The sequence below is a fragment of the Thalassospira mesophila genome (assembly GCF_002115755.1).
Taxonomy (GTDB): Bacteria; Pseudomonadota; Alphaproteobacteria; order Rhodospirillales; family Thalassospiraceae; genus Thalassospira; species Thalassospira mesophila.
Genome location: NZ_JFKA01000002.1, coordinates 195,421 through 214,546 on the forward strand (window position 1 = coordinate 195,421; position 19,126 = coordinate 214,546).

The 19,126-nt window shown below is 55.0% G+C and carries 19 protein-coding genes; 11 read left to right on the plus strand and 8 right to left on the minus strand.

What is annotated here, in order from left to right:
• The first annotated feature begins 34 nt into the window (after window positions 1-34).
• The 5 genes from TMES_RS23265 (at window position 35) to TMES_RS05295 (ending at window position 2,503) form a co-directional block, all read left to right on the plus strand.
• Window positions 35-391, plus strand: a complete 357-nt coding sequence (locus TMES_RS23265) for an AtpZ/AtpI family protein (RefSeq protein WP_245835220.1) — start codon at window positions 35-37, stop codon at window positions 389-391.
• 33 nt (window positions 392-424) lie between these two features.
• Window positions 425-1,147 carry a F0F1 ATP synthase subunit A gene (locus TMES_RS05280; protein WP_085580237.1) on the plus strand — a complete coding sequence of 241 codons (723 nt, stop codon included), beginning with the start codon at window positions 425-427 and terminating at the stop codon, window positions 1,145-1,147.
• A gap of 61 nt (window positions 1,148-1,208) precedes the next feature.
• On the plus strand, window positions 1,209-1,433 hold the full coding sequence (locus TMES_RS05285) for an ATP synthase subunit C family protein (RefSeq protein ID WP_085580239.1): 225 nt from the start codon (window positions 1,209-1,211) through the stop codon (window positions 1,431-1,433).
• 75 nt (window positions 1,434-1,508) lie between these two features.
• A complete protein-coding gene (locus TMES_RS05290) occupies window positions 1,509-1,994 on the plus strand; it encodes a F0F1 ATP synthase subunit B family protein (protein WP_085580241.1) in 486 nt (161 codons plus the stop codon).
• Between the two features lie 5 nt (window positions 1,995-1,999).
• Window positions 2,000-2,503 carry a F0F1 ATP synthase subunit B family protein gene (locus tag TMES_RS05295; RefSeq protein WP_085580243.1) on the plus strand — a complete coding sequence of 168 codons (504 nt, stop codon included), beginning with the start codon at window positions 2,000-2,002 and terminating at the stop codon, window positions 2,501-2,503.
• 263 nt (window positions 2,504-2,766) lie between these two features.
• On the opposite strand, the gene TMES_RS05300 is transcribed toward TMES_RS05295, so the two are convergent.
• Together TMES_RS05300 and TMES_RS05305 are read right to left on the minus strand one after the other, a co-directional pair.
• Window positions 2,767-3,513, minus strand: coding sequence for a class I SAM-dependent methyltransferase (locus TMES_RS05300; RefSeq protein WP_085580245.1), 747 nt, complete (start codon window positions 3,511-3,513; stop codon window positions 2,767-2,769).
• Between the two features lie 85 nt (window positions 3,514-3,598).
• The gene (locus tag TMES_RS05305; RefSeq protein WP_085580247.1) at window positions 3,599-4,564 is read right to left on the minus strand and encodes a glutathione S-transferase family protein; all 966 of its coding nucleotides are present in this window, start codon (window positions 4,562-4,564) and stop codon (window positions 3,599-3,601) included.
• Between the two features lie 168 nt (window positions 4,565-4,732).
• On the opposite strand from TMES_RS05305, the gene TMES_RS05310 reads away from it, so the two are divergent.
• Window positions 4,733-5,719 carry a LysR family transcriptional regulator gene (locus tag TMES_RS05310; RefSeq protein WP_245835221.1) on the plus strand — a complete coding sequence of 329 codons (987 nt, stop codon included), beginning with the start codon at window positions 4,733-4,735 and terminating at the stop codon, window positions 5,717-5,719.
• 144 nt (window positions 5,720-5,863) lie between these two features.
• Here TMES_RS05310 and TMES_RS05315 read toward each other — a convergent pair whose 3' ends face one another.
• From TMES_RS05315 to TMES_RS05330, 4 genes are read right to left on the minus strand one after another with little or no spacing between them, the layout of a single operon-like run.
• Window positions 5,864-7,936, minus strand: coding sequence for a hypothetical protein (locus TMES_RS05315; protein ID WP_085580248.1), 2,073 nt, complete (start codon window positions 7,934-7,936; stop codon window positions 5,864-5,866).
• The gene (locus TMES_RS05320) at window positions 7,933-10,806 is read right to left on the minus strand and encodes a DUF4159 domain-containing protein (RefSeq protein WP_085580250.1); all 2,874 of its coding nucleotides are present in this window, start codon (window positions 10,804-10,806) and stop codon (window positions 7,933-7,935) included. Before TMES_RS05320 ends, TMES_RS05315 begins: the two co-directional genes overlap by 4 nt.
• Window positions 10,803-11,744 carry a DUF58 domain-containing protein gene (locus TMES_RS05325; protein WP_085580252.1) on the minus strand — a complete coding sequence of 314 codons (942 nt, stop codon included), beginning with the start codon at window positions 11,742-11,744 and terminating at the stop codon, window positions 10,803-10,805. Before TMES_RS05325 ends, TMES_RS05320 begins: the two co-directional genes overlap by 4 nt.
• Window positions 11,744-12,787 carry an AAA family ATPase gene (locus tag TMES_RS05330; RefSeq protein WP_085580254.1) on the minus strand — a complete coding sequence of 348 codons (1,044 nt, stop codon included), beginning with the start codon at window positions 12,785-12,787 and terminating at the stop codon, window positions 11,744-11,746. Before TMES_RS05330 ends, TMES_RS05325 begins: the two co-directional genes overlap by 1 nt.
• 125 nt (window positions 12,788-12,912) lie before the next feature.
• On the opposite strand from TMES_RS05330, the gene TMES_RS05335 reads away from it, so the two are divergent.
• From TMES_RS05335 to TMES_RS05355, 5 genes are all read left to right on the plus strand, one after another.
• Entirely contained in the window at window positions 12,913-13,530 is a 618-nt protein-coding gene (locus TMES_RS05335) for a DUF1285 domain-containing protein (protein ID WP_085580256.1), read from the plus strand.
• Between the two features lie 10 nt (window positions 13,531-13,540).
• A complete protein-coding gene (locus TMES_RS05340) occupies window positions 13,541-14,197 on the plus strand; it encodes a CoA pyrophosphatase (RefSeq protein WP_085580258.1) in 657 nt (218 codons plus the stop codon).
• Between the two features lie 80 nt (window positions 14,198-14,277).
• Window positions 14,278-14,571, plus strand: a complete 294-nt coding sequence (locus tag TMES_RS05345) for a hypothetical protein (protein WP_085580260.1) — start codon at window positions 14,278-14,280, stop codon at window positions 14,569-14,571.
• A gap of 84 nt (window positions 14,572-14,655) precedes the next feature.
• Window positions 14,656-15,999: a CCA tRNA nucleotidyltransferase gene (locus TMES_RS05350; RefSeq protein ID WP_085580262.1), complete on the plus strand. Its 1,344-nt coding sequence runs from the start codon at window positions 14,656-14,658 to the stop codon at window positions 15,997-15,999.
• The gene (locus TMES_RS05355) at window positions 15,996-16,649 is read left to right on the plus strand and encodes a DUF459 domain-containing protein (RefSeq protein WP_085580264.1); all 654 of its coding nucleotides are present in this window, start codon (window positions 15,996-15,998) and stop codon (window positions 16,647-16,649) included. The genes TMES_RS05350 and TMES_RS05355 overlap by 4 nt, the downstream gene beginning before the upstream one ends.
• 31 nt (window positions 16,650-16,680) lie before the next feature.
• Here TMES_RS05355 and TMES_RS05360 read toward each other — a convergent pair whose 3' ends face one another.
• Together TMES_RS05360 and TMES_RS05365 are read right to left on the minus strand one after the other, a co-directional pair.
• Window positions 16,681-17,043: a hypothetical protein gene (locus tag TMES_RS05360; protein WP_085580266.1), complete on the minus strand. Its 363-nt coding sequence runs from the start codon at window positions 17,041-17,043 to the stop codon at window positions 16,681-16,683.
• A 208-nt stretch (window positions 17,044-17,251) separates the two neighbouring features.
• A complete protein-coding gene (locus TMES_RS05365; RefSeq protein WP_245835222.1) occupies window positions 17,252-19,081 on the minus strand; it encodes a GGDEF domain-containing protein in 1,830 nt (609 codons plus the stop codon).
• Window positions 19,082-19,126: the final 45 nt, after the last annotated feature.

Below are 19,126 nucleotides of genomic sequence, written 5' to 3' on the forward strand. Positions count from 1 at the left end.
TGTTCGCAGGGCTGTTACAGCGGAGTTCGTTACGGTGAGCGAAGAAAAAGATCGCGCTTCGTTAGCTGAACTGGATCGCAAATTAACAGCTGTTGCCGGACGACGCGAAGAAAAGCGGGGCCCGGTTTCGGGTGGCCGGAAAAGTTCATCGGCGGGCATGGCGCTTGGCATGCGGATATCGGCGGAAATGATCGCTGCTGTTGTTGTCGGGTTGCTGATTGGCTGGGGACTGGACCGGTTTTTTAATACGATGCCTTTGTTGCTTGTCCTTTTTGTCATTCTTGGGGCAGGTGCCGGGGGTCTTAACGCCTATCGCGCAGCCAAAGGCTATGATAGTGCCATTGGACTAGGGCGTGCGATGGGGAAGCCCAAGCAGGGGGACAAGGAATAATCCTTGGCCTGACAAGATTGAGCGAGGATTACGGTGGCTGGACCGCTAGAGCAGTTTGAAATCAAGCCGTTGGCCGACCTTTCGGTCGGTGGCTTTGATGTTTCCTTCACCAATTCCGCCCTTTGGATGGTGATCGCGGCCGTTCTCGTAACGGCGTTCATGACGCTGAGCATGCGTCGTGGCGCACTGGTGCCGGGACGTTGGCAGGGTGCTGCCGAGGTGATGTATGAATTCGTCGCCAACATGCTCAAAGATAATGTGGGAACAGCCGGGCGCAAGTACTTCCCGTTTGTTTTTACGCTGTTTATGTTCGTGCTGTTTGGTAACCTTTTAGGTATGATCCCGCACGGCTTTGCTTTTACGAGCCACATTATCGTAACTTTTGCGATGGCTCTGGTGATTTTTATCGGTGTGACGATTATCGGTTTTGCGCGCCACGGAACACATTATTTTCGAATGTTCTTTCCGGAAGGTGCCCCGATAGCGACGGCGATCATTTTGATCCCGATCGAAATCATTTCCTATTTCTCTCGTCCGTTCAGCCTGGCTATTCGACTGTTTGCAAATATGACGGTCGGACACATCATGCTGAAAGTGATTGGTGGCTTCGTCGGACTTATTGGCATATTCGGCGTGCTTCCTTTCGCGATGCTGACGGGGATTACCGTTCTGGAGTTCGGAATCGCCGCGCTTCAGGCCTATGTTTACACAATTCTCACCTGCATCTATCTCCATGATGCAATCCACATGCACTGATGTGCTGTGGGCTGGTGTGATCTTTTCTTATTGCCTTTAAGAAATTCGAAAGGGTGAAGTTATGGAAGTCGATGCTGCAAAGATGATCGGTGCGGGCCTTGCTGCTATTGGTATGATTGGTGCCGGTATCGGGGTGGGTAACATTTGGTCAAGCCTGATCGCAACTGTCGGTCGTAACCCGGCTGCGAAAGCTGATGTTGAACTTTATGGCTGGATCGGCTTTGCCGTTACCGAAGCTATTGCACTGTTCGCACTCGTCGTTGCGCTGATCGTTCTGTTCGGCTAATCGGCGCCTTTTGCGCGAATACTCGGCCCGGCGAGGGTGAACTCTCGCCGGCGTCGTTGAATTCGGGAGTAGGCTATGCCGCAGTTTGATATTTCGTCGTTCCCGTCCCAGATTTTCTGGCTGGCTGTCGTTTTTGTCGTCTTGTATATCTTGATGTCAAAAATTGCCCTGCCAAAAGTTGGTGACGTTCTTGAACGCCGTCACAAGACTATCGAAGACAATCTTGGCAAGGCACGGGCGTTGAAAGACGAAACCGATGCCGCCATCGCACGGTATGAAGCAGCCCTGGCCGAAGCCCGGAATGCCGCTCATGACGATATACGCGAAGCATCGGAAAAGGCATCTGCACAGCAGGCTGCCGAGACCGCTGCAATGGCCAGGAAGCTGTCTGAAAAAACATCTGCAGCTGAAAAGCGGATTGCACAAGCCAAGACAACTGCCCTGGGTAGTATGTCCGAAGCCGCGGCTGATATTGCCCGCGACGCAACCGCAAAGCTGATCGGCGTCAAGGTTCAGTCCAAAACTGCTGAAAATGCAGTTGCGGCAGTGATTGGGGAATAAACACCATGGAAGCAGAACACGGTAGTTTCTTCACCAATCCGGAAACCTGGGTAACCTTTGCTTTCCTGTTTGTTGTCGTTTTCGGCGGCTACAAGGTTGTTAAAGGGATCTCGGCAGCACTTGATAAACGTGCTGGCAAGATTTCCAGCGAACTTGACGAAGCACAGCGCCTGCGTGAAGAAGCTCAGGAGCTTCTGGCCAAATACCAGGCCAAGCAGCGCGAAGCTCTTAAAGATGCTGACGAAATCCGCGCCCATGCCAAGGCAGAAGCCGACCGCATGCTGGTAAACGCCAAGGCCGAACTTGAAGCGTCGCTCAAGCGTCGTGAACAGCAGGCCATGGACCGCATTGGCAACCTGGAAGCCCAGGCTGTTGCGGAAGTTCGGGCCCATGTGGCAGAAATTGCCACCCGGGCAACCCTTGCAATGGTGACCGAAAAGGTTGCCGGTGCGAAGGCTGACGAACTGGTTGATAACGCGATTTCTGAAATTAAAGGCCGCCTGAACTAATCAGGCCCGCATTTTAAAATGTAAAAACCCCCTTGGCTTTGCCTTGGGGGTTTTTCGTTTCGAGGGTACTGTTCGCCATTGCTGCCATCACTGTTCCGGTTTCCAGTCGCTGATGTTTTTGAGCCTATCGGACCCTGCTGCGTGTGCTATATCCACGCAGATTGCGACATCTGCCGGTCATGAAGTTTGATTACTGCCGTTGGTTTGCGACAGGTACCAAAGATTAATCAGGCGTGGTTGTGGCGATAAAATGCCACCGCCGGTCAGGATTTTTGGGCTGCCAAAAGCAAAAAGGGTGGACGTCGCCGGTGATTTTCCCATTTGGCATTGCGGGCTGCTGTTGCCGGTTCTGGTTCAAGAAGGCGGTTTAACTGTAATCCGGTATCAAGAAGGTCGTTAACATAGGTTTCGACAGTACGGTGATATTTGATCACGTCCTTACTAAACCAACTGGTATGTCTGGGGCCTTCTTCGCGATAATTGTCAACCGGCCAGAACAGATCATTACCTGCGTCATCCTGGTGCCATCTCTGGGCTGCCAGCGCGGTACATATCGGATGTTCAACGGAAAATACCAGCCTGCCGCCGGGTTTTAACAGGTTGGCGATCGCGGTAATGGCGGTACGATAGTTCGCAACATAGTGCAGAGCCAGTGATGATACGATCAGGTCAAACGAACGGTTGGCAAATGACGTTGCGGCAAGATTTTCGATTGTCCCTTGCTCGAACACGATAGCGTCATCGTTTGTCATCTGGCGTGCCGATGCCAGCATTTTGGCGGATACATCCATCCCGATGGCGCATCGGGCCTTTTGATCGCGGGCATATCGGGCAAAATCACCAAACCCGCAGCCCAGATCGAGAATGTCGAGCTCGGTCAGGTTTTCAGGTAACAGGCTGCGCAGGGCGGGTTGTTCGAGAACGTCATTTAAGCCGCTACCTGTTTGGCGAAGCATGCGATAGCCTTCATAGAAGGTCGGGTCATCGTAGATATTCTGGATCGAAGGCATCGGTATTCACCATCAAACAGGTCAGAGGTAATCCTTGTGACCTGTTTGATGGCACAGTGCAAGTTGGCCAACAGGTCTGGGTTATTTAGCCGCCAAAACGTTCTGCCCGGTCATGCGGAGTATTAAAATTCAAATCGGGGCCGAGCGGGACAATCCCGGTCGGGTTGATCATGGTGTGGCTTTCGTAATAATGGCCTTTGATATGACCGAAATGCACGGTGTGGGCGATGCCGGGATGTTGATACAGATCGCGGGTATAGGCCCACAAATTGGGATAATCTTTCAGCATGCGAATATTGCATTTGAAATGGCCGTGATAAACCGCATCAAACCGGATCAGGGTGGTAAATAACCGCCAGTCGGCCTCGGTCAGGTCATTGCCGATCAGGAAGCGATGCTGATCAAGGCGGTTTTCCAGCCAGTCCAGCGTGGAAAACAGGGTTGTGACCGCTGTTTCGTAAGCATCCTGTGTGGTGGCAAAGCCGGATTTGTAAACGCCATTGTTAACGTCGTGATAAACGCGCTGGTTAACATCATCAATTTCATCGCGCAGATGGTGGGGGTAATAATCCCCCGGCGTGGCGCCCAGCCCGTCAAAGGCGGTGTTGAGCATGCGGATGATTTCTGATGATTCGTTATTGACGATTTGACCGGTTTTTTTGTCCCACAGCACGGGCACCGTAACCCGGCCCGTATATTCCGGGTCAGCCGCGGTATAGACCTGATGCATGAAATCGCGATGGCCAAGGTCATCGCCAAGGCCATCTTTGGCGGAAAATTCCCAGCCGTTTTCCAGCATCCGCCAATGCACAACCGAAACCGAAATCATGTCTTCCAGCCCTTTGATACTGCGCAAAATCAGGGCGCGATGCGCCCACGGGCAGGCATAGGACACATATAAATGATAGCGGCCTTTTTCGGCGGGAAAGGGGCTGTCGCTGTCAGATGAAATCTGATGCCGAAAGGCACTGTCCTGACGTTTGAATTTGCCACCGGTCGATTTGGTATCGTACCACTGGTCTTTCCATACCCCGTCTATCAGCAATCCCATTTCGGCTTCCTTTTTTGGTCCGGTATTAAAATGCAGCAGGTATTTTATGCCTGCATGGTGGTCCTAATCTTGACGTTTTCCAAGTTGAAGACAATGGGGCGATGTGACATTAATTTGTTTCCAAATGCGCAACAGTCGGTGCGATGCAGGCGGCACAGCAAGGATGATATGATGCTTATTGGCAATCTTGATGGCATGACGGTTTTTGCCCGAGTGGTTGAAGAACAAAGTTTTTCCGGCGCGGCGCGCAAGCTGGGCATGTCGAAATCCGCCGTGAGCAAGCATGTCACCAAACTCGAAGACAGCCTTGGCATTCGGCTGTTAAACCGCACCACCCGCCGGTTAAGTCTGACCGATGCCGGATCGACATTCTATTTGCACTGCGCGCGCATTGTCGAAGAAATTGAAACCGCCGAACATGCCCTGACCGATTTACGCGGCACGCCGCGCGGCATTTTGCGCATTTCGGCCCCTTTGACATTCGGGCAACGGTTTTTGCCCAATGTGATCGCCGATTTTATGGAACTTTATCCCGGCCTGAAGGTCGATATCCATCTGGCCGATCATATGGTGGATCTGGTCGCCGAAGGATTTGATATGGCGGTGCGGATTACGCGCCTGCGCGATTCAAGCATGATCGCCCGCAAACTGGCCGATTTTAATGGTCAATTGGTGGCATCGCCAGATTATCTGGCAAAACGCGGTATGCCCCGCAAACCCGCCGATTTAAGCGATCACGATGTCATTGCCTATACCAATGTGCCCAACCCCAATGTTTGGGAGTTTGAAGGCACGGACGGGCCGACAAGTGTGCGCGTGAACCCGGTATTATGGTGCAATAACGGCGAGTTTACCGCCGTTGCCGCCAAGCGCGGCTTGGGCATTGCCGCCGAGCCTGAATTTATCATTGCCGAAGCCCTGCATAGCGGTGAACTGGTGCCGGTCATGCCGGAATATTCAACCCGTTTGGGCGGCGGTATTTATGCAGTTTACCCCGAAAGACGGCACCTGCCGACCAAGGTGCGGCTGTTTATCGATTTTCTGGTTAAGCGGTTTAATGACGGGCTGGCAACCGAAATGCGTGGCCCCTGTGCCAAAATTAATAAAGTCGAACATCAGGGCCGGGACGTGTTATCCGACGTTTTGGAAAGTTAAAAGACCGTATCGCCGCGCGGGGGCGGGCATTGGTTTCGTGCCAGATTATTATACCCGCGATGCAGGACCGCTGGTCATTTTCAGGCATGACCGCGCCGGACGACGGGTGTGATGAAACGGGCACCGCAATATGCGGCGTTCGGCCTAGCGGGTTTCGCGGCGCCAGCCAAACAAACACAGGATAATTCCGGCAATGGCGAGGGCGGGTAAGGGCAACAGGCTGGTGGTGGTGCCAATCAGGGTGCGATAACTGTTTGTTTTGACCATACCGGCCCAATTACTGCCATGCCATTTTTCGTTCGCGGTCACCTGGCGCAAGGATGGCAAACCATCCTCGATCCGGCCCATATAGCCGTTATTGCGTGTAACGATGTCTTCTAAAATTTCCTCGGTGGATGTGGTGTTGCGTCGTTCGCTGGTTAAGGCATCACGGTCTACATGCAGGGCGGATTGGCTTTTGCCATCCGCATCACGCGCGGTAATGCGGATCAGGCCGTGTTGTTTTATCGGAATGCTCGCCTGCCAGGTTTGATCAGGCTGGCGGGTAAAAGGGGCCTGAATGGCACGCGATGTCACCGGGTCAAGGGCGGTTGCGGTTTGCGGGTCGGCCCCGATTTTGCGCCAGATCAGGTTTAGCGCGCTGCCATCGGCAGACCGGCTTGTTTCAATGGTGTTTTCCTCAAGGGCGGGTTCTTTCATCAGCCAGTGCGACAAACGCCGTAACAATTCGGCAATCGGGCCGCCGCCATCATGGCCGCGTTGCCACAGCCACATTTGGTCGCTGGTTAAAATGGCGGCCCGGCCATCGCCGACCCGCGATAATGTCAGCAAGGGCAGGTCGTTAATGCCGGTCATCACCGTCATTGCCTGCGCGCCGGTTTGCCGTGTTTCGATTTGCCGGTACCAGTGCCCCCATTTGTGCGGGCCCAAACGCGGGCCGGCAATGGCCGAGGACACAGGATGCAGGCGGCCATCATCGTTTACCTTGGGCATAAAGGCCTGTTCAAGAACCCTGCCGGTGGCGGTAACGGGCATCATATCGCCCAGAACGGTGTTTGAAAGGCCGTCCGGCGCAACATATTCGGGCCCGGCAACCACCAGTGCTGCCCCACCCCCGCGCACATAGTCGACAACCTTGTCGAGATATTGAACTGGCAGCACACCGCGCATTTGATAGCGGTCGAAAATAACCAGATCAAATTGTTTAAGGCGCACCTCAAACAGGTCGCGTATGGGAAACGGAATCAATGCCAGTTCGTTTATCGGGGTGTCGTCACCTTTTTCGGGCGGGCGCAAAATGGTGAAATGCACCAAATCCACCCCGGGGTCGGCGCGCAAAAGATTGCGCCATGCCCGTTCGCCCGGGTGGGGTTCGCCCGACAATAACAAAACCCGAAGCCGGTCACGAACGCCGGTGGTTTCAAGGATCAGCCGGTTGTTGCTGGCATCTGCCTCGTCGGCAAGGGCGGGCATGCGCAACTCGGCCAGCACCGGCCCGGCATGGGTAATCGGAATGGTGACCGACGATTTTTGATTGGCAGGCAGGGTAAACTGTAAAACCGTGCCGTCTTCTTGCAAAAGTGTGACGTCAATTGGCGTGCCGGGCGGCAGGTCAGGGTCCATCGCCTCGACCAGAAATTCGGCATTTTTGCCAACAATGCCGTAATTAACATTCTGGCGCATTTGCAGGCGGCGGTCGCGTTCGTCGCGGCTGCCGGTGATAAGAACATGCAAGGGGGCATTTAACTGCAAACCGGCTGGCACATCATGAACCTGCCCATCCGTAATCATAATAACCCCGGCCAGCCTTTCGCGCGGGATCCCGGCCAGCAGGCGATCAAGGGGGGCAAACATATCGGTTTCGGTGGTGCCCGGTATGTCTTCAATTCGAAGGTCAATATCGGGGTCGGCGTCATATTGCCGATGCAGGGCCTCAATGGCGCGGTCGGTTTGGGCGGTTCGGGTGCCCAGTTTCTGGCTGTCGGAACGATCGGCAAGAACGAGGATGATGTCGCTCAGCTTTTCGTGGGACTGGTTGGTAAATTGCGGAGCAATAAGCCCGACCAGCAACAGCGCCATCATTGCCGCCCGCCAGACTCCGCCATGCAAGCGCATGGCAATAAGCACAAGGATCAGGGCAACAGAAATGACCGCCAGAATTCCCAGCCAGCCGGGGGCGATCAGCGGGGTGATTTGTAAATCCTGCAAGCTGTTCATCGGCCCAGCCTTTCAAGGATGGCAGGCAGATGAACCTGATCACCCTTATAGCTGCCGGTCAGGGCATAAATAACCAGATTAACCCCGAATCGCAGGGCCAGTTCATGCTGGCGGGGGGTAATATCATCAATCGGGTTGCGGGTGGCTGTCCCGTATTCTTCCAGTTCCAGGCGGGTTTTTACCCATGATGCGGCCCAGTCATTGCCACCAAACAGCACCGATGCCACCCCGTCCAGCCGGGGGTCGGGCCGGGCATCGACCCACAAGGGCGCGTCAAACCGGCCATAGGCCTCATCAAGCAGGTAAAAACTGCGAAAAACAATATGGTCGCGCGGGGCACGGGCGAGGGTGGGAATTTCAACACCTTCAAGCAAACGACGCAATCGTGCCGGTTCAACCTCGCGGTCGCGACTGTCAATCAGGATCATGCCGCCATTGGCCAGATAGCGGTTTAACTGTTCACTGCCATAGGGCGACAGCAGGTTTTGCCCTTCTGCCAGCGGCCAGTAAATGAGCGGGTAAAAACTTAAATCATCGGTTTGCGGATTGATCATAACGGGGGCTGCCAAATCCGCCGCCGTGCGTTTGCGCAATGTTTCCGTCAATCCTGACAGGCCCGCACGGCTCAGCCGGTCAATCGCGGCAACCCCGGTTTGCATATAGGCCAGCCTGGGATGCAGGGCGGCCTGAAAGTTTTTGCCGCTGTTGCTGTCGTCCTGCGCCTGGGCCTGTGCCGGTGAAATGCTGCCAAACCCCGTCAGCACCAAGGCCGTATTGCCAAGCACAACGCCCAGTAGGACCAGATTTTTTAGCGTGGATCGCGATGGCATGTCGGGGGCGGCGTTGGCGTTTGTTTGGTGTTTGCCCATACCATTGTTTTGATCTGTTTTGGCAAGGGATTTAGCCATTTTCCTGCCCCGGTAATAGCCCTGAAACCGGCTGCTGGCCCCGGTTAGAACAGTGATCAATGTATCGAGCAAAAACAGGCAGAAGGCGGCGAAAACACAAAATGTTGCCAGATCGGTCTGGTTGCTGTCTGACAGGGTTTGTATCCGGGCCTGATCTGGCCACACAATCGGGGTATCAAGACCGGTAAGGTAAGGGCCCAGATTATGGGCAACCGCTTGGCCGTTTTGGCCATAAATACCCGGCGGGTGGCGGGGATCGGGCATGTCGTTTTCGGTTTGCAATGCCAGAACCGTTGGATCGGGCTGGTGGGAATGGCCAAAACCGTCGAGGATTGATTGGGGCGGCAACAATGTTTGTATTTGCGGCGACGCGCGATGGTCGGGGCTGGCCAAGGGTAACAAGCGTTGCCAGATTTGCACAAACAACCCTGACATTGGCAAATTGGACCAATCCGCCCAAGGTGTGACATGGAATAAAACGATGCGCCCGGCATTGCGCGAAATGCTGGTGATTAAAGGGGTGCCATCGGTCAGGCGGGCCCAGGTTTTTTCAACAATATCGGGGTCAGGTTCGGCCAGCAATTGCCGGGTAACGGTAATTTCGTCGGGCACGGAAACGCCAAAAAACGGGCTGTTGTCGGAAAATTCAAGCACATGTTTGGGCCGTTCCCACGACATTGACCCGCCAAAATCACGATTGCCCAGCCGCAATGTGACGGGCAAAAAACGGTCATCAGGGCTGTTTGGGCTGTCGCCGGCAAAACGGACCAGCATGCCGCCATTGTCGATCCAGCGTGCTAACGCGCCTTGCTGGCTGCCAAGGCCGGGGATGGTGCCGGTTGCCACCAGAATATCGGGGCTTTGCGCCAAAAGACTGGCCAGCGTGCCATAGGTAATACTGGCATAAGGCGAAATAGCGCGGTCGAGGAAAAAATACCGGTCCGACAGCAAAACCGGCCCGTCACCGGAACTGACCACGATGCCCACCGTGCGTTGCTGCCATTTTGCCCCGGTTTGGAACAGGGCGGCGGCACTGTCGATATTGGCAAGGCCAACCGTCTGGATGGCATTGGCGATATCGCCGGGCAGCGGTATGTCAAGGCTGGTGCGGGTGGTGTTTTCGGCCAGCGTGGCGGGGTGACGGACAATAATTTGTCCTTGCGCGTCGCGCGCAATCAGCACGGTGTGGCGCAGATGCGCCTGCGGGTCGTGGTGTAATGTTGCGGTCAGGCCGGTTTTGGTGCGCGTTAACGCCGATATGACCAACGTGCCGTTTTCAACGTCGCTTGCGGCATGAAGAACAAATAGCGGTGCCACGGCCGACAATTCATTGGCAAGGTCGGCTTTGCCCGGTGCATCGGTGTTGTCGGTTATCAGGATGGCACTGGTAATGGCATTGGTGATGTCCTGGCGTTCGGCGATCTGGCTGGTGAGCGTCGGGTATTGGGGGCCCCACGGGTGGGGCTGCAACCGTTCAAACGCATTTTGCGCATCATGGGGCGAAAGCGGCCCCAAAAGCGGGGGCAGGTCGACGCGGTTGGCACCGATGGCTTGTGCGGCTGTGCTGGCAATAAAAATAGATTGACCGTTCAGCCGTGCCTGATTGACCAGTTGTTTCATACCCTGCTGATATTGCGGCCACGACGCCGCACTTGACCAGCTGTTATCGACCATCACCAGAACAGCCCCGTTTTCGGGGGCATAGTCGGCTTTGTTTAACACCGGGTGGGCCGCAGCCAGCACCAGGGCTAACATGATCAGGCTGCGCAAAATGGTTTGCCACAAAGGCGCACGTTCGGCGTTACGGCGATTATGGCTGGCACCGATTAACAGGCGCGCTGCGGGAAACCGTATGGTGCGCGGGCGGCGCGGCGCACTGCGAATGATCAGCCACAATACCGGTAACAACAACAAACCGGCCAGCAGGGCGGGGTATAAAAACGTCACCGCACCAAAAATCATGGGCGTGGCCCTGTCGTGGGCGCACGGGGCGGGGTACTGGCGTTTCGCGCAGGTCTTTCGGTGATGTGCTGATACAGGGCCAGCAATGTCTGGCTTGGTGTGTGGTCGGTAACATGCAAATCATAGCGCCACTGGTTGGCCATGGCGGCATCGCGGATGCGCCCCTGCCATTTTTGGCTGCGGCGCATAAATTCGTCGCGCTGGTCTTCAAATTTTTCGCTGTGAAAAACAACCTTGTCATCGGTGTCGGTGAAATTAATGCGCCCCCTGAAATCGGGTTGGTGTTCGGCCGGGTCCAGAACCTGTATCAAGGCGCCGTCATTCTGGTTATGGGCCAGATGCTGCAACCCGGAAGCCGGTGAGCTGTCCGGGGCGGAAAATTCCAGAAAATCCCCTAAAATTAAAACGGTGTGGCGGCGGCCGGGATGAATGTCGGTGCTGCTGAGTGCCATATCAGCCGGGGCTGCCAGCATGGCATGGCCCAGTTTGGCAAGCTGGTCATGTGCGGCAATACGGGTGTGAGGCGCATCAAACGCCCCAACGGTTTCGCCGTTACGTAACAGTAAATCGGCCAGTGCCAGCGCGATAATTATCATGCGGTCGGCTTTGGGCGGGGTTTTAGGGCTTGATGACCAAAAGGACGAACTGCCAAATACCGGCCAGATCCAGTAAGTATGGCTGGCCTGCCATTCGGTTTGGCGAATAAAGGTGTTGTCGCTGCGCGCCGAACGTCGCCAGTCGATTTGCCCGGTGGGGTCGCCGGTAATATAGGGGCGAAACTGCCAGAAATCGCTGCCCGGTCCAACCTTGCGATTGCCATGCAGGCCGCTGCGCAGTGCAACGGCCAGGCGGCGGGATTCGTCAACAAGTTGCGGCAAACGCGCCGCCAGCGAACGGGCAGCAGCAATCTGATCGGGCAAATTGCGCGCAGGCACCATTATGCTTGCTGGTCCCTTATTTTTGATAAAACATCCATGATCAGCGAGGCTGCCGAAAAACCATCGGCGCGTGCGCCATAGGTCAGCCCGAAACGATGGCGCAAAACCGGCACGGCCAAGGCGGCAATATCATCGATCGACGGGGCAAACCGGCCTTGCAACATGGCCCGCGCCCGGCACGCCAGCGACAGCGACTGTGCGGCGCGTGTTCCCGGCCCCCAGGCAACATTGTTGGCAATTTCGTCAAAACTTGTGCTTTCGGGGCGACAGGCCCGGCACAGGGCAATGATGGTATCAAGCACGCGGTCGGGCATGGGCAGGCGACGGACAAAACCCTGGGCTTCGATTAATTCGTCGGTGTGCAAAATCTGGCGGGGGCGGTTAATGTGGCGGCCCGTGGTTTGGGCGACAATGCGGCGCTCTGCATCCTGATCGGGATAGGCCAGGCGCACTTCGAGCAAAAAACGGTCAAGCTGGGCTTCGGGCAGGGGGTAGGTGCCTTCCTGTTCCAGCGGGTTTTGCGTGGCCAGCACATGAAACGGCATTGGCAAGGCGTGGCTGTAACCGGCGACCGAAATTTCGCGTTCCTGCATGGCCTGAAGCAGGGCCGATTGCGTGCGCGGGCTGGCGCGGTTAATTTCATCGGCCAGCAACAACTGGCAAAAAACCGGGCCTTTGATAAAGCGAAAAGCCCGCTTGCCATCCGGCCCGTCTTCCAACACCTCGGAGCCTAAAATATCGGCAGGCATCAGGTCGGGGGTAAACTGGACCCGTTTGTCAAGCAGACCCAAGGCCTTGCCAAGGGTGTGCGCCAATAACGACTTGCCAAGGCCGGGCGCACCGACCATCAACACATGGCCACCGGCCAGAATGCCAATCAATGTCTGGTCAACGGCATCATCCTGGCCAAAAATGATCGACGCGATCATGTCGCGTGCTTCACCCAGACGGGCGACACAGGCATCAAGGCGGGCGGCATCCTGTTCCAGGCTGCTTTCGCGGGACATGCCAAATTCTTCAGGAAAGGGCTGCGTGTTTGTCATGGCCGTAAATTCTGCATCCTCTGTTGCACTGGATCTATCGGGCTGTCACACAGGCTGGCAATTTCATAATCGTAAACTAGCTAATATGCAGGGTATATTAGAAACCTTGACCACAAGTGTATAGCATGACCCAAAACGATAAAACTGTCGATCTTGCCGAAAATCTTTGGAAACGCCTGCGCAGCGGTAAACCGCCCACCGGGCGTCATCCGCAAATTTGCGGCGATATTCCCATGTCGATAAATCGGGATGGGACCTGGTATTATCAAGGCGGGCCGATTGGCCGGATCGAACTGGTCAAACTGTTTTCCACGGTTTTACAACGCGATGAAGAAGGCGGGCACTGGCTGGTAACCCCGGCGGAAATGGCGCGGATTGCGGTGGAGGACGCTGCCTTTGTGGTGGTGGAAGTAACCCGTGATAGCGATGATGAAAATTCGACCCGCGCAGGCGAGGATCAAGGCCATAATGGTATTATCCGCATGCGCACCAACATTGATCAGTGGGTGGAGCTTGATGAAAACCATTCGTTGCGCGTTGAAGAAAACCCGAAAACCGGCGAGCCATCGCCTTATATCGCGCTGGATCGCGGGCTTGAAGCCCGCTTGAACCGCGCAAGTTTTTATCAATTGGTGGAGTGGGCCGAAGAAAATACGGCACCAGACAGCCCCGAAACGACCCTTGGTGTTTACAGCCACGGACGGTTCTTTAAAATCGGCACCGTGGAGAATGATGAACGATGAATGATGAAAAATGACACCTGAAACTATTATGGCGGCATTACGCGCCCCGCGCGATGGTTTGGAATTGCGCGTGGGCGACCATGCGGTTGATTTCCCCGGTTCCCAGTCGCGGGCGCGTGCCTTTGCCGAAGGCGAGCTTAAATCGCGTCCGGCAGCGGTATTAATGCCGCTGGTGCGCCGCGAAGAAGGGTTATCGGTAATTTTAACCCGGCGCACGGCGCATTTAAAGGCCCATGCCGGGCAAATCAGTTTTCCCGGCGGGCGCAAGGAAGACGTTGATCCTGATCTGGAAGAAACCGCCCTTCGCGAAACCGAAGAAGAAATTGGCTTGCATCGCCGCCATATCCGCCTGATCGGGCGCTTGAACGATTATTACACCGTTACCGGTTTTCAGGTGACGCCGATTGTTGGCATTATCACCCCGCCGTTTGATCTTGTGGCCGACCCGTTTGAAGTGGACGAGGTTTTTGAAGTGCCGCTGTCGTTTATTCTGGAACCCGCGAACCAGAAGCTGCAAACGGTGGATTTTGAAGGGGCCAAACGGCGTTATTTTGCCATTCCCTATCGGCAATATTATATTTGGGGGGCAACGGCAGGCATGCTGGTGAATTTCAGTGATGTTTTACGCGCCAATCAGGCAAATGTGACCCAGGCGACAGTTAAATAGCTTTATCGGGCTGAATGATTTGGCTTTGTTGCCGGGGCGTGCCATTGATGCCGTTGTGATAATTCAGAAAGAAAGCTGCCATGCTGCGTGAAATTATCCAGATCGGCCTGCCAATTATTTTACCCTTTGTGATTTATTCACTGTGGTTAAAATACGCCCGGGCCAAGGCAATCCGCGAAGGGCATGATGTGGTGCCACCGTGGGATCAGGGGCCGTGGCTGTTATTGTTTCTGATCGGCGTGTTACTGGCCGGAAGCATTTTGATTTTTACCGCCCTGACCAGCGGTTCCCCCCCGGATTCGATTTATCACGCCCCCGAACTCAAAGACGGCGTTATCTCGCCGGGCTATTTTGAACCCAAAAAGCCGGACTAAACAATTAGGACCTGCCCTGATCATAACCTTGATCAAAACCGGCTTTGTTTCGACCCTTCTGTTTGATCCCACGCAAGAACGCGCATGACAAAACTGGACCCTACCGGCCATTTGGCCCCTTATGGCGTTATGGCCGCCGCCCAAACCGCACACTTGTTTGCCGCCCTGGCGCAAAAGGGCGGCACGGCGCGCTATGTCGGCGGTATTGTGCGAGATGCCCTGCTGGCGCGTGACCTGGTTGATGTGGATATTGCCTGCGATTTAAAACCCGAAATCAGCATGGCTGCCCTTGAGGCGGCGGGTATTCGCGTGATCCCGACCGGGTTGCAGCATGGAACCATTACCGCCATTATCAATGACTATTCCTATGAAATCACCACCTTGCGGGTGGATGTCACCACCGATGGTCGCCATGCCGACGTGGCCTTTACCGATAACTGGCTGCTTGATGCCAAACGGCGCGATTTTACCTTTAATGCCTTTTATTGTGATCCCGATGGCACCATTTATGACCCGTTTGATGGCGAAACCGATTTGCGGGCAGGCCGGGTGCGGTTTATTGGCGTCGCTGAAGACCGCATTGCCGAGGATTATTTGCGCATTTTGCGGTTTTTCCGCTTTTTTGCCCATTTTGGCCGCCCCCCGCTTGATGCCATAGGCGCCGAGGCGTGCCGCAAGGGGGCCGCCGGGCTGCGCGATATTTCCAGCGAACGTATTCGCGACGAAATGTTTAAATTGCTGCGCGCCCCAAGGCCTGCTGCCACCATTGGCGATATGGTCGGGTTTTCGGTGTTGCCAGTCATTTTGCCAGAACTGAAAAACATTCCCCGGCTGCGCATTGTTGAATGGCTTGAAACCACGGCCTTGGCCGACCCGGCCATCACCATTGATCCGCTGCGCCGGATGGCGGCGTTATTTGCATCGGATAAAACCGGCAATGATGGCATTGCCCATGCCGCGCAATTTGCCCGTTCCTTGCGCCTGTCGAACGACGAAATCGAACGGTTTTCGTTGATGACGGCCAGTTTTCGCCTGATTGATAACGTGATGGATGGCAAACGTATTCGCCGCCATTTGTATCATTTGGGGGCGGATGCCTTTCGTGATGCCGTGATTATGGCATGGGCGGACCGTGCGGCCATGGCCGGCCGCCCGGTGCCCGGTGAAAATGCCCGGTGGCAGGATATGCTGGCCGTGGCGCAGGACTGGCAGGCCCCGCAATTGCCGGTAAAGGGACGGGATATTTTGAAGGCACAGCTGGTGCCGCCCGGGCCGATGATGGGGCAATTATTGCGCCTGGCCGAGGAATACTGGCTGGAAAACGATATGGCCCCGGACCATACCGCGTTAATGGCCTATATGGCCGAACACATCGCTGATCACATTTCGACTCAAAAACATACCAACCCGACCCAGGAGACAAAATGACAGATCGTATTATTGGCCATCGGGTTTGTTTTTTTGGCGATAGTCTGGTCACTGGCGTGCGCGACGCGCAAAAGGGCGGCTGGCCAATGCGCCTTGGTCAACGGTTGCTAAGTGATATCGGGCTGGATGCAACGATTTATAATTTGGGCATTCGCGCTGAAAGCAGCAGCAATTTAAAAGACCGCTGGCAGGATGATGCCCGGCGCCGCAAGGTGGATGAATTTCCGCTGGTGCTGGTGTTTTGTTTTGGTCTTAACGATGCCAACCACGCGCAGGAACGCGGCGAAGAAACCACCATGCGGGTTTCCCATGCCCAATCGCTTGCCAATGCGACCGATATTATGACCAGGGCGCGCGATATGGCACCAACAACTTTGTGGGTTGGCCCGCAGGCGGTGATTGATGGCGGGCGGTCCAGCAAAATGGTCAATGAACGGCTGGAGGGGTTAAACCAGCTGTTTTTGGAAACGGCCAAGGGAATGGATATTCCCTATTTTGATGTGTTTGAACGCACGCGCACAGATGAAACATGGCAACGCGCGCTTCGCCGGGGGGATGGCTATCATCCCGATGGTGCCGGGTATGATGTTTTGGCCGACATGATTTGGCAGTGGCAAGGCTGGCGGGATGTTTTTGCCATCGGTGACTGATATTGAATTTCAGATACCAAATCGCGAATGTTTAAGCAGTCAGATCAACCCGGCTGCCGCGTGGCAGATTAAGGGCAGCAATGTTTGATGCCTTGCCGCCGCTGCTATATCCGGTGGCGGTACTGTTGGCTTCATCGGCCTCAATGGTCAGGGCCAAATTGCTATCGTTATCGGCGGTGTTGGGGGCCGCTGCATTTTGTGATGGCCGCGGAAGGTTTTGCCCGCCATTTTCATCACCAACAACATCGCGTTGTGATGACGGGGTAATCGCCGCGCCGGTTTGGTCGATTGTTTTATCAAAATCGCCACGCGCGGCACGTTCGGCAACCGGGGCAACCGGGCGCAGGGCGGCAGGAACAGCAAGATTATATCCGGAACCGATTTTGGCAATCATGGGCTGCGATGTGATCCGCGAATAACAGGGGCGAAAATTCTACCGGGTGGTTGCGGTATCATAGGCACGGGGCTGGTTGGGGAAAGCAGTTTTTTACCAGGCACGCAAAATTGTTGCCAAACGATGGGCCGTGCCGATTGCGTTTTTGATAAGTATTTGAATAAAAACGGTTAAATTTATCCATCCGCCACAAGCCCAGCCCAGATCCCTATTCGCTCGCAGGGGGTGTTTCGGCGAACAGGGGGAAGCTGTTATACGAATCGCCAGCATCGTAAATGCTGCTGGCAAACCGGTCCGGGCTGGTTTTTGCCAGGTCTTTCAGCTTGGCCGCCTCGGTCGAAATATGATCCAGCGTGATATCGGTTCTTTCCGCCGGCACCCGTATCAGGGCCGCACTTACCGTCATTAACGCGAAACGCTTGTCGATACCATCGCGCCCTTTGCCCTGTAAAAAACCGGTTTCACGGGTTTTGGGGTCGTAAAAACTTTTGATTTCTTCGTTGAACATGGTCTGGGCACGCCGCACAGCTAAAACAGCATCTTCAAAATCGATCGACTGGACATAGGCAAAAAAATCATCGCCGCCAATATGGCCGATAAACCAGGCATTCTGGCTTAGGGCTTTGCCCAGAATATCCTTGAACAGCAAAATGGCGCGGTCGCCCTGGCGAAAACCGTACCGGTCGTTAAACGGTTTGAAATTGTCGAAGTCAAAATAAACAACAAAGCGCCGCTTGCGCGGTGTCGACAGGGCATTGGCAGCATAACGATAAATCGCACTGTTGCCGGGCAAACGGGTGAGGGGGTTTTCATCGCGCGCGTTTAGCGTGTTGCGTTCGTTCACCGCACGCAGCAGGGCGCGTTGGTCAAGAACACCAAGGTAGCGCCCGTCTTCGGTCAGGATCAACCCGTCAAGCGTGTCGGCGGCGACAAATGTTTCAAGCAGTTCAGACAGGCTGGTGCGAATATCGGCCGATGGGCAACGGCGCAAAAAACGCGACATATAAGCGCGGTTGGACGGGTTTTGCAGCAATTCGCGGCCAAACGGGGTGTAGATAAAGGCCTTGAAATCCGAATCGCGAATAATGCCGACCGGTTCATCACGGCGATTGATTACGGGGACAATGGTTGAATCGGCATTTCGCTGAAAAAAATCAAGAATATCATTGGGCTTGATGGTGTCAGGAACGGCCTGTGCCTCGATCATGAAGGAGCGCAGCAATTCGCCATCATGGTCACCCTGTCGGCGGGTCTGGTTTAAATGATCGGTGACGGCGGGGATGATATCGGTGCGGTCGGGCAAATCCACCGACGGGCGGGCGACAAAAAATCCCTGAACAAAATCACAGCCGATCCGGCGGCAACACATCAGTTCATCAAGGGTTTCCACACCTTCGGCCACGACCTGCGCGCCAATCAAATGCGAAAAGCCGGTGATCTGGGTAACAAACAGTTCCTTGCGGCGGTCTTTATCCATGCCATCAATGAAAAACCGGTCAATTTTGATGATATCGGGTTCACATTCATAAAGGGCACGCATCTGGGCAAAGCCACTGCCGTAATCGTCGATCGCCACCTTGAAACCTTGCGCGCGATAACGCAGCAAGATGTCCTGAAAATTATGGGCATGGCTGATATCGTGGCGTTCGGAAATTTCCAGACACATGGCATCGGGTGCCAGCCCGGACGCGGTCAGAAGTTCAAGCGTCTGGCCGGGGCGGTAATCGGCGGTTCGCACGACGCGGCTGTCGAAATTGTAAAACAGTTTTAATTTGTCGACACCGGGCAGGCGGGCAAACTTTTGAATAACAATCGCGCGGAACTGCATGTCAACACTGTGCAGAACGCCGCTTTCCCATGCGGTGTCAAAGACATCCTGAATGGATGAAAAGCCAGCCTCGGACCAGTTGCGCAACAGGGCTTCATAGCCAAAAACGCGCCCGGTATGGGTGCTGATGATGGGCTGAAAAGCAAAATCTATTGTTTCAATGATATGGGGCCAGTTACGCGGAGCATATCTGCGCGCAGACGTGGACATTGGAACTGTGGTGTCATCAGACCTGAGCGTCACGCTCATTTACCC

Excerpts from the sequence above, each read along its gene's own strand:
- TMES_RS05285 (WP_085580239.1), top strand. The coding sequence starts at position 1,209 with ATGGAAGTCGATGCTGCAAAGATGATCGGTGCGGGCCTTGCTGCTATT.
- TMES_RS05295 (WP_085580243.1), top strand. The coding sequence starts at position 2,000 with ATGGAAGCAGAACACGGTAGTTTCTTCACCAATCCGGAAACCTGGGTA.
- TMES_RS05350 (WP_085580262.1), top strand. The coding sequence starts at position 14,656 with ATGACAAAACTGGACCCTACCGGCCATTTGGCCCCTTATGGCGTTATG.
- TMES_RS05345 (WP_085580260.1), top strand. The coding sequence starts at position 14,278 with ATGCTGCGTGAAATTATCCAGATCGGCCTGCCAATTATTTTACCCTTT.
- TMES_RS05340 (WP_085580258.1), top strand. The coding sequence starts at position 13,541 with ATGACACCTGAAACTATTATGGCGGCATTACGCGCCCCGCGCGATGGT.
- TMES_RS05305 (WP_085580247.1), bottom strand. The coding sequence starts at position 4,564 with ATGGGATTGCTGATAGACGGGGTATGGAAAGACCAGTGGTACGATACC.
- TMES_RS05365 (WP_245835222.1), bottom strand. The coding sequence starts at position 19,081 with ATGTCCACGTCTGCGCGCAGATATGCTCCGCGTAACTGGCCCCATATC.
- TMES_RS05325 (WP_085580252.1), bottom strand. The coding sequence starts at position 11,744 with ATGGTGCCTGCGCGCAATTTGCCCGATCAGATTGCTGCTGCCCGTTCG.
- TMES_RS05290 (WP_085580241.1), top strand. The coding sequence starts at position 1,509 with ATGCCGCAGTTTGATATTTCGTCGTTCCCGTCCCAGATTTTCTGGCTG.
- TMES_RS05330 (WP_085580254.1), bottom strand. The coding sequence starts at position 12,787 with ATGACAAACACGCAGCCCTTTCCTGAAGAATTTGGCATGTCCCGCGAA.
- TMES_RS05335 (WP_085580256.1), top strand. The coding sequence starts at position 12,913 with ATGACCCAAAACGATAAAACTGTCGATCTTGCCGAAAATCTTTGGAAA.
- TMES_RS05315 (WP_085580248.1), bottom strand. The coding sequence starts at position 7,936 with ATGAACAGCTTGCAGGATTTACAAATCACCCCGCTGATCGCCCCCGGC.
- TMES_RS05320 (WP_085580250.1), bottom strand. The coding sequence starts at position 10,806 with ATGATTTTTGGTGCGGTGACGTTTTTATACCCCGCCCTGCTGGCCGGT.
- TMES_RS05310 (WP_245835221.1), top strand. The coding sequence starts at position 4,733 with ATGATGCTTATTGGCAATCTTGATGGCATGACGGTTTTTGCCCGAGTG.
- TMES_RS05355 (WP_085580264.1), top strand. The coding sequence starts at position 15,996 with ATGACAGATCGTATTATTGGCCATCGGGTTTGTTTTTTTGGCGATAGT.
- TMES_RS05300 (WP_085580245.1), bottom strand. The coding sequence starts at position 3,513 with ATGCCTTCGATCCAGAATATCTACGATGACCCGACCTTCTATGAAGGC.
- TMES_RS05360 (WP_085580266.1), bottom strand. The coding sequence starts at position 17,043 with ATGATTGCCAAAATCGGTTCCGGATATAATCTTGCTGTTCCTGCCGCC.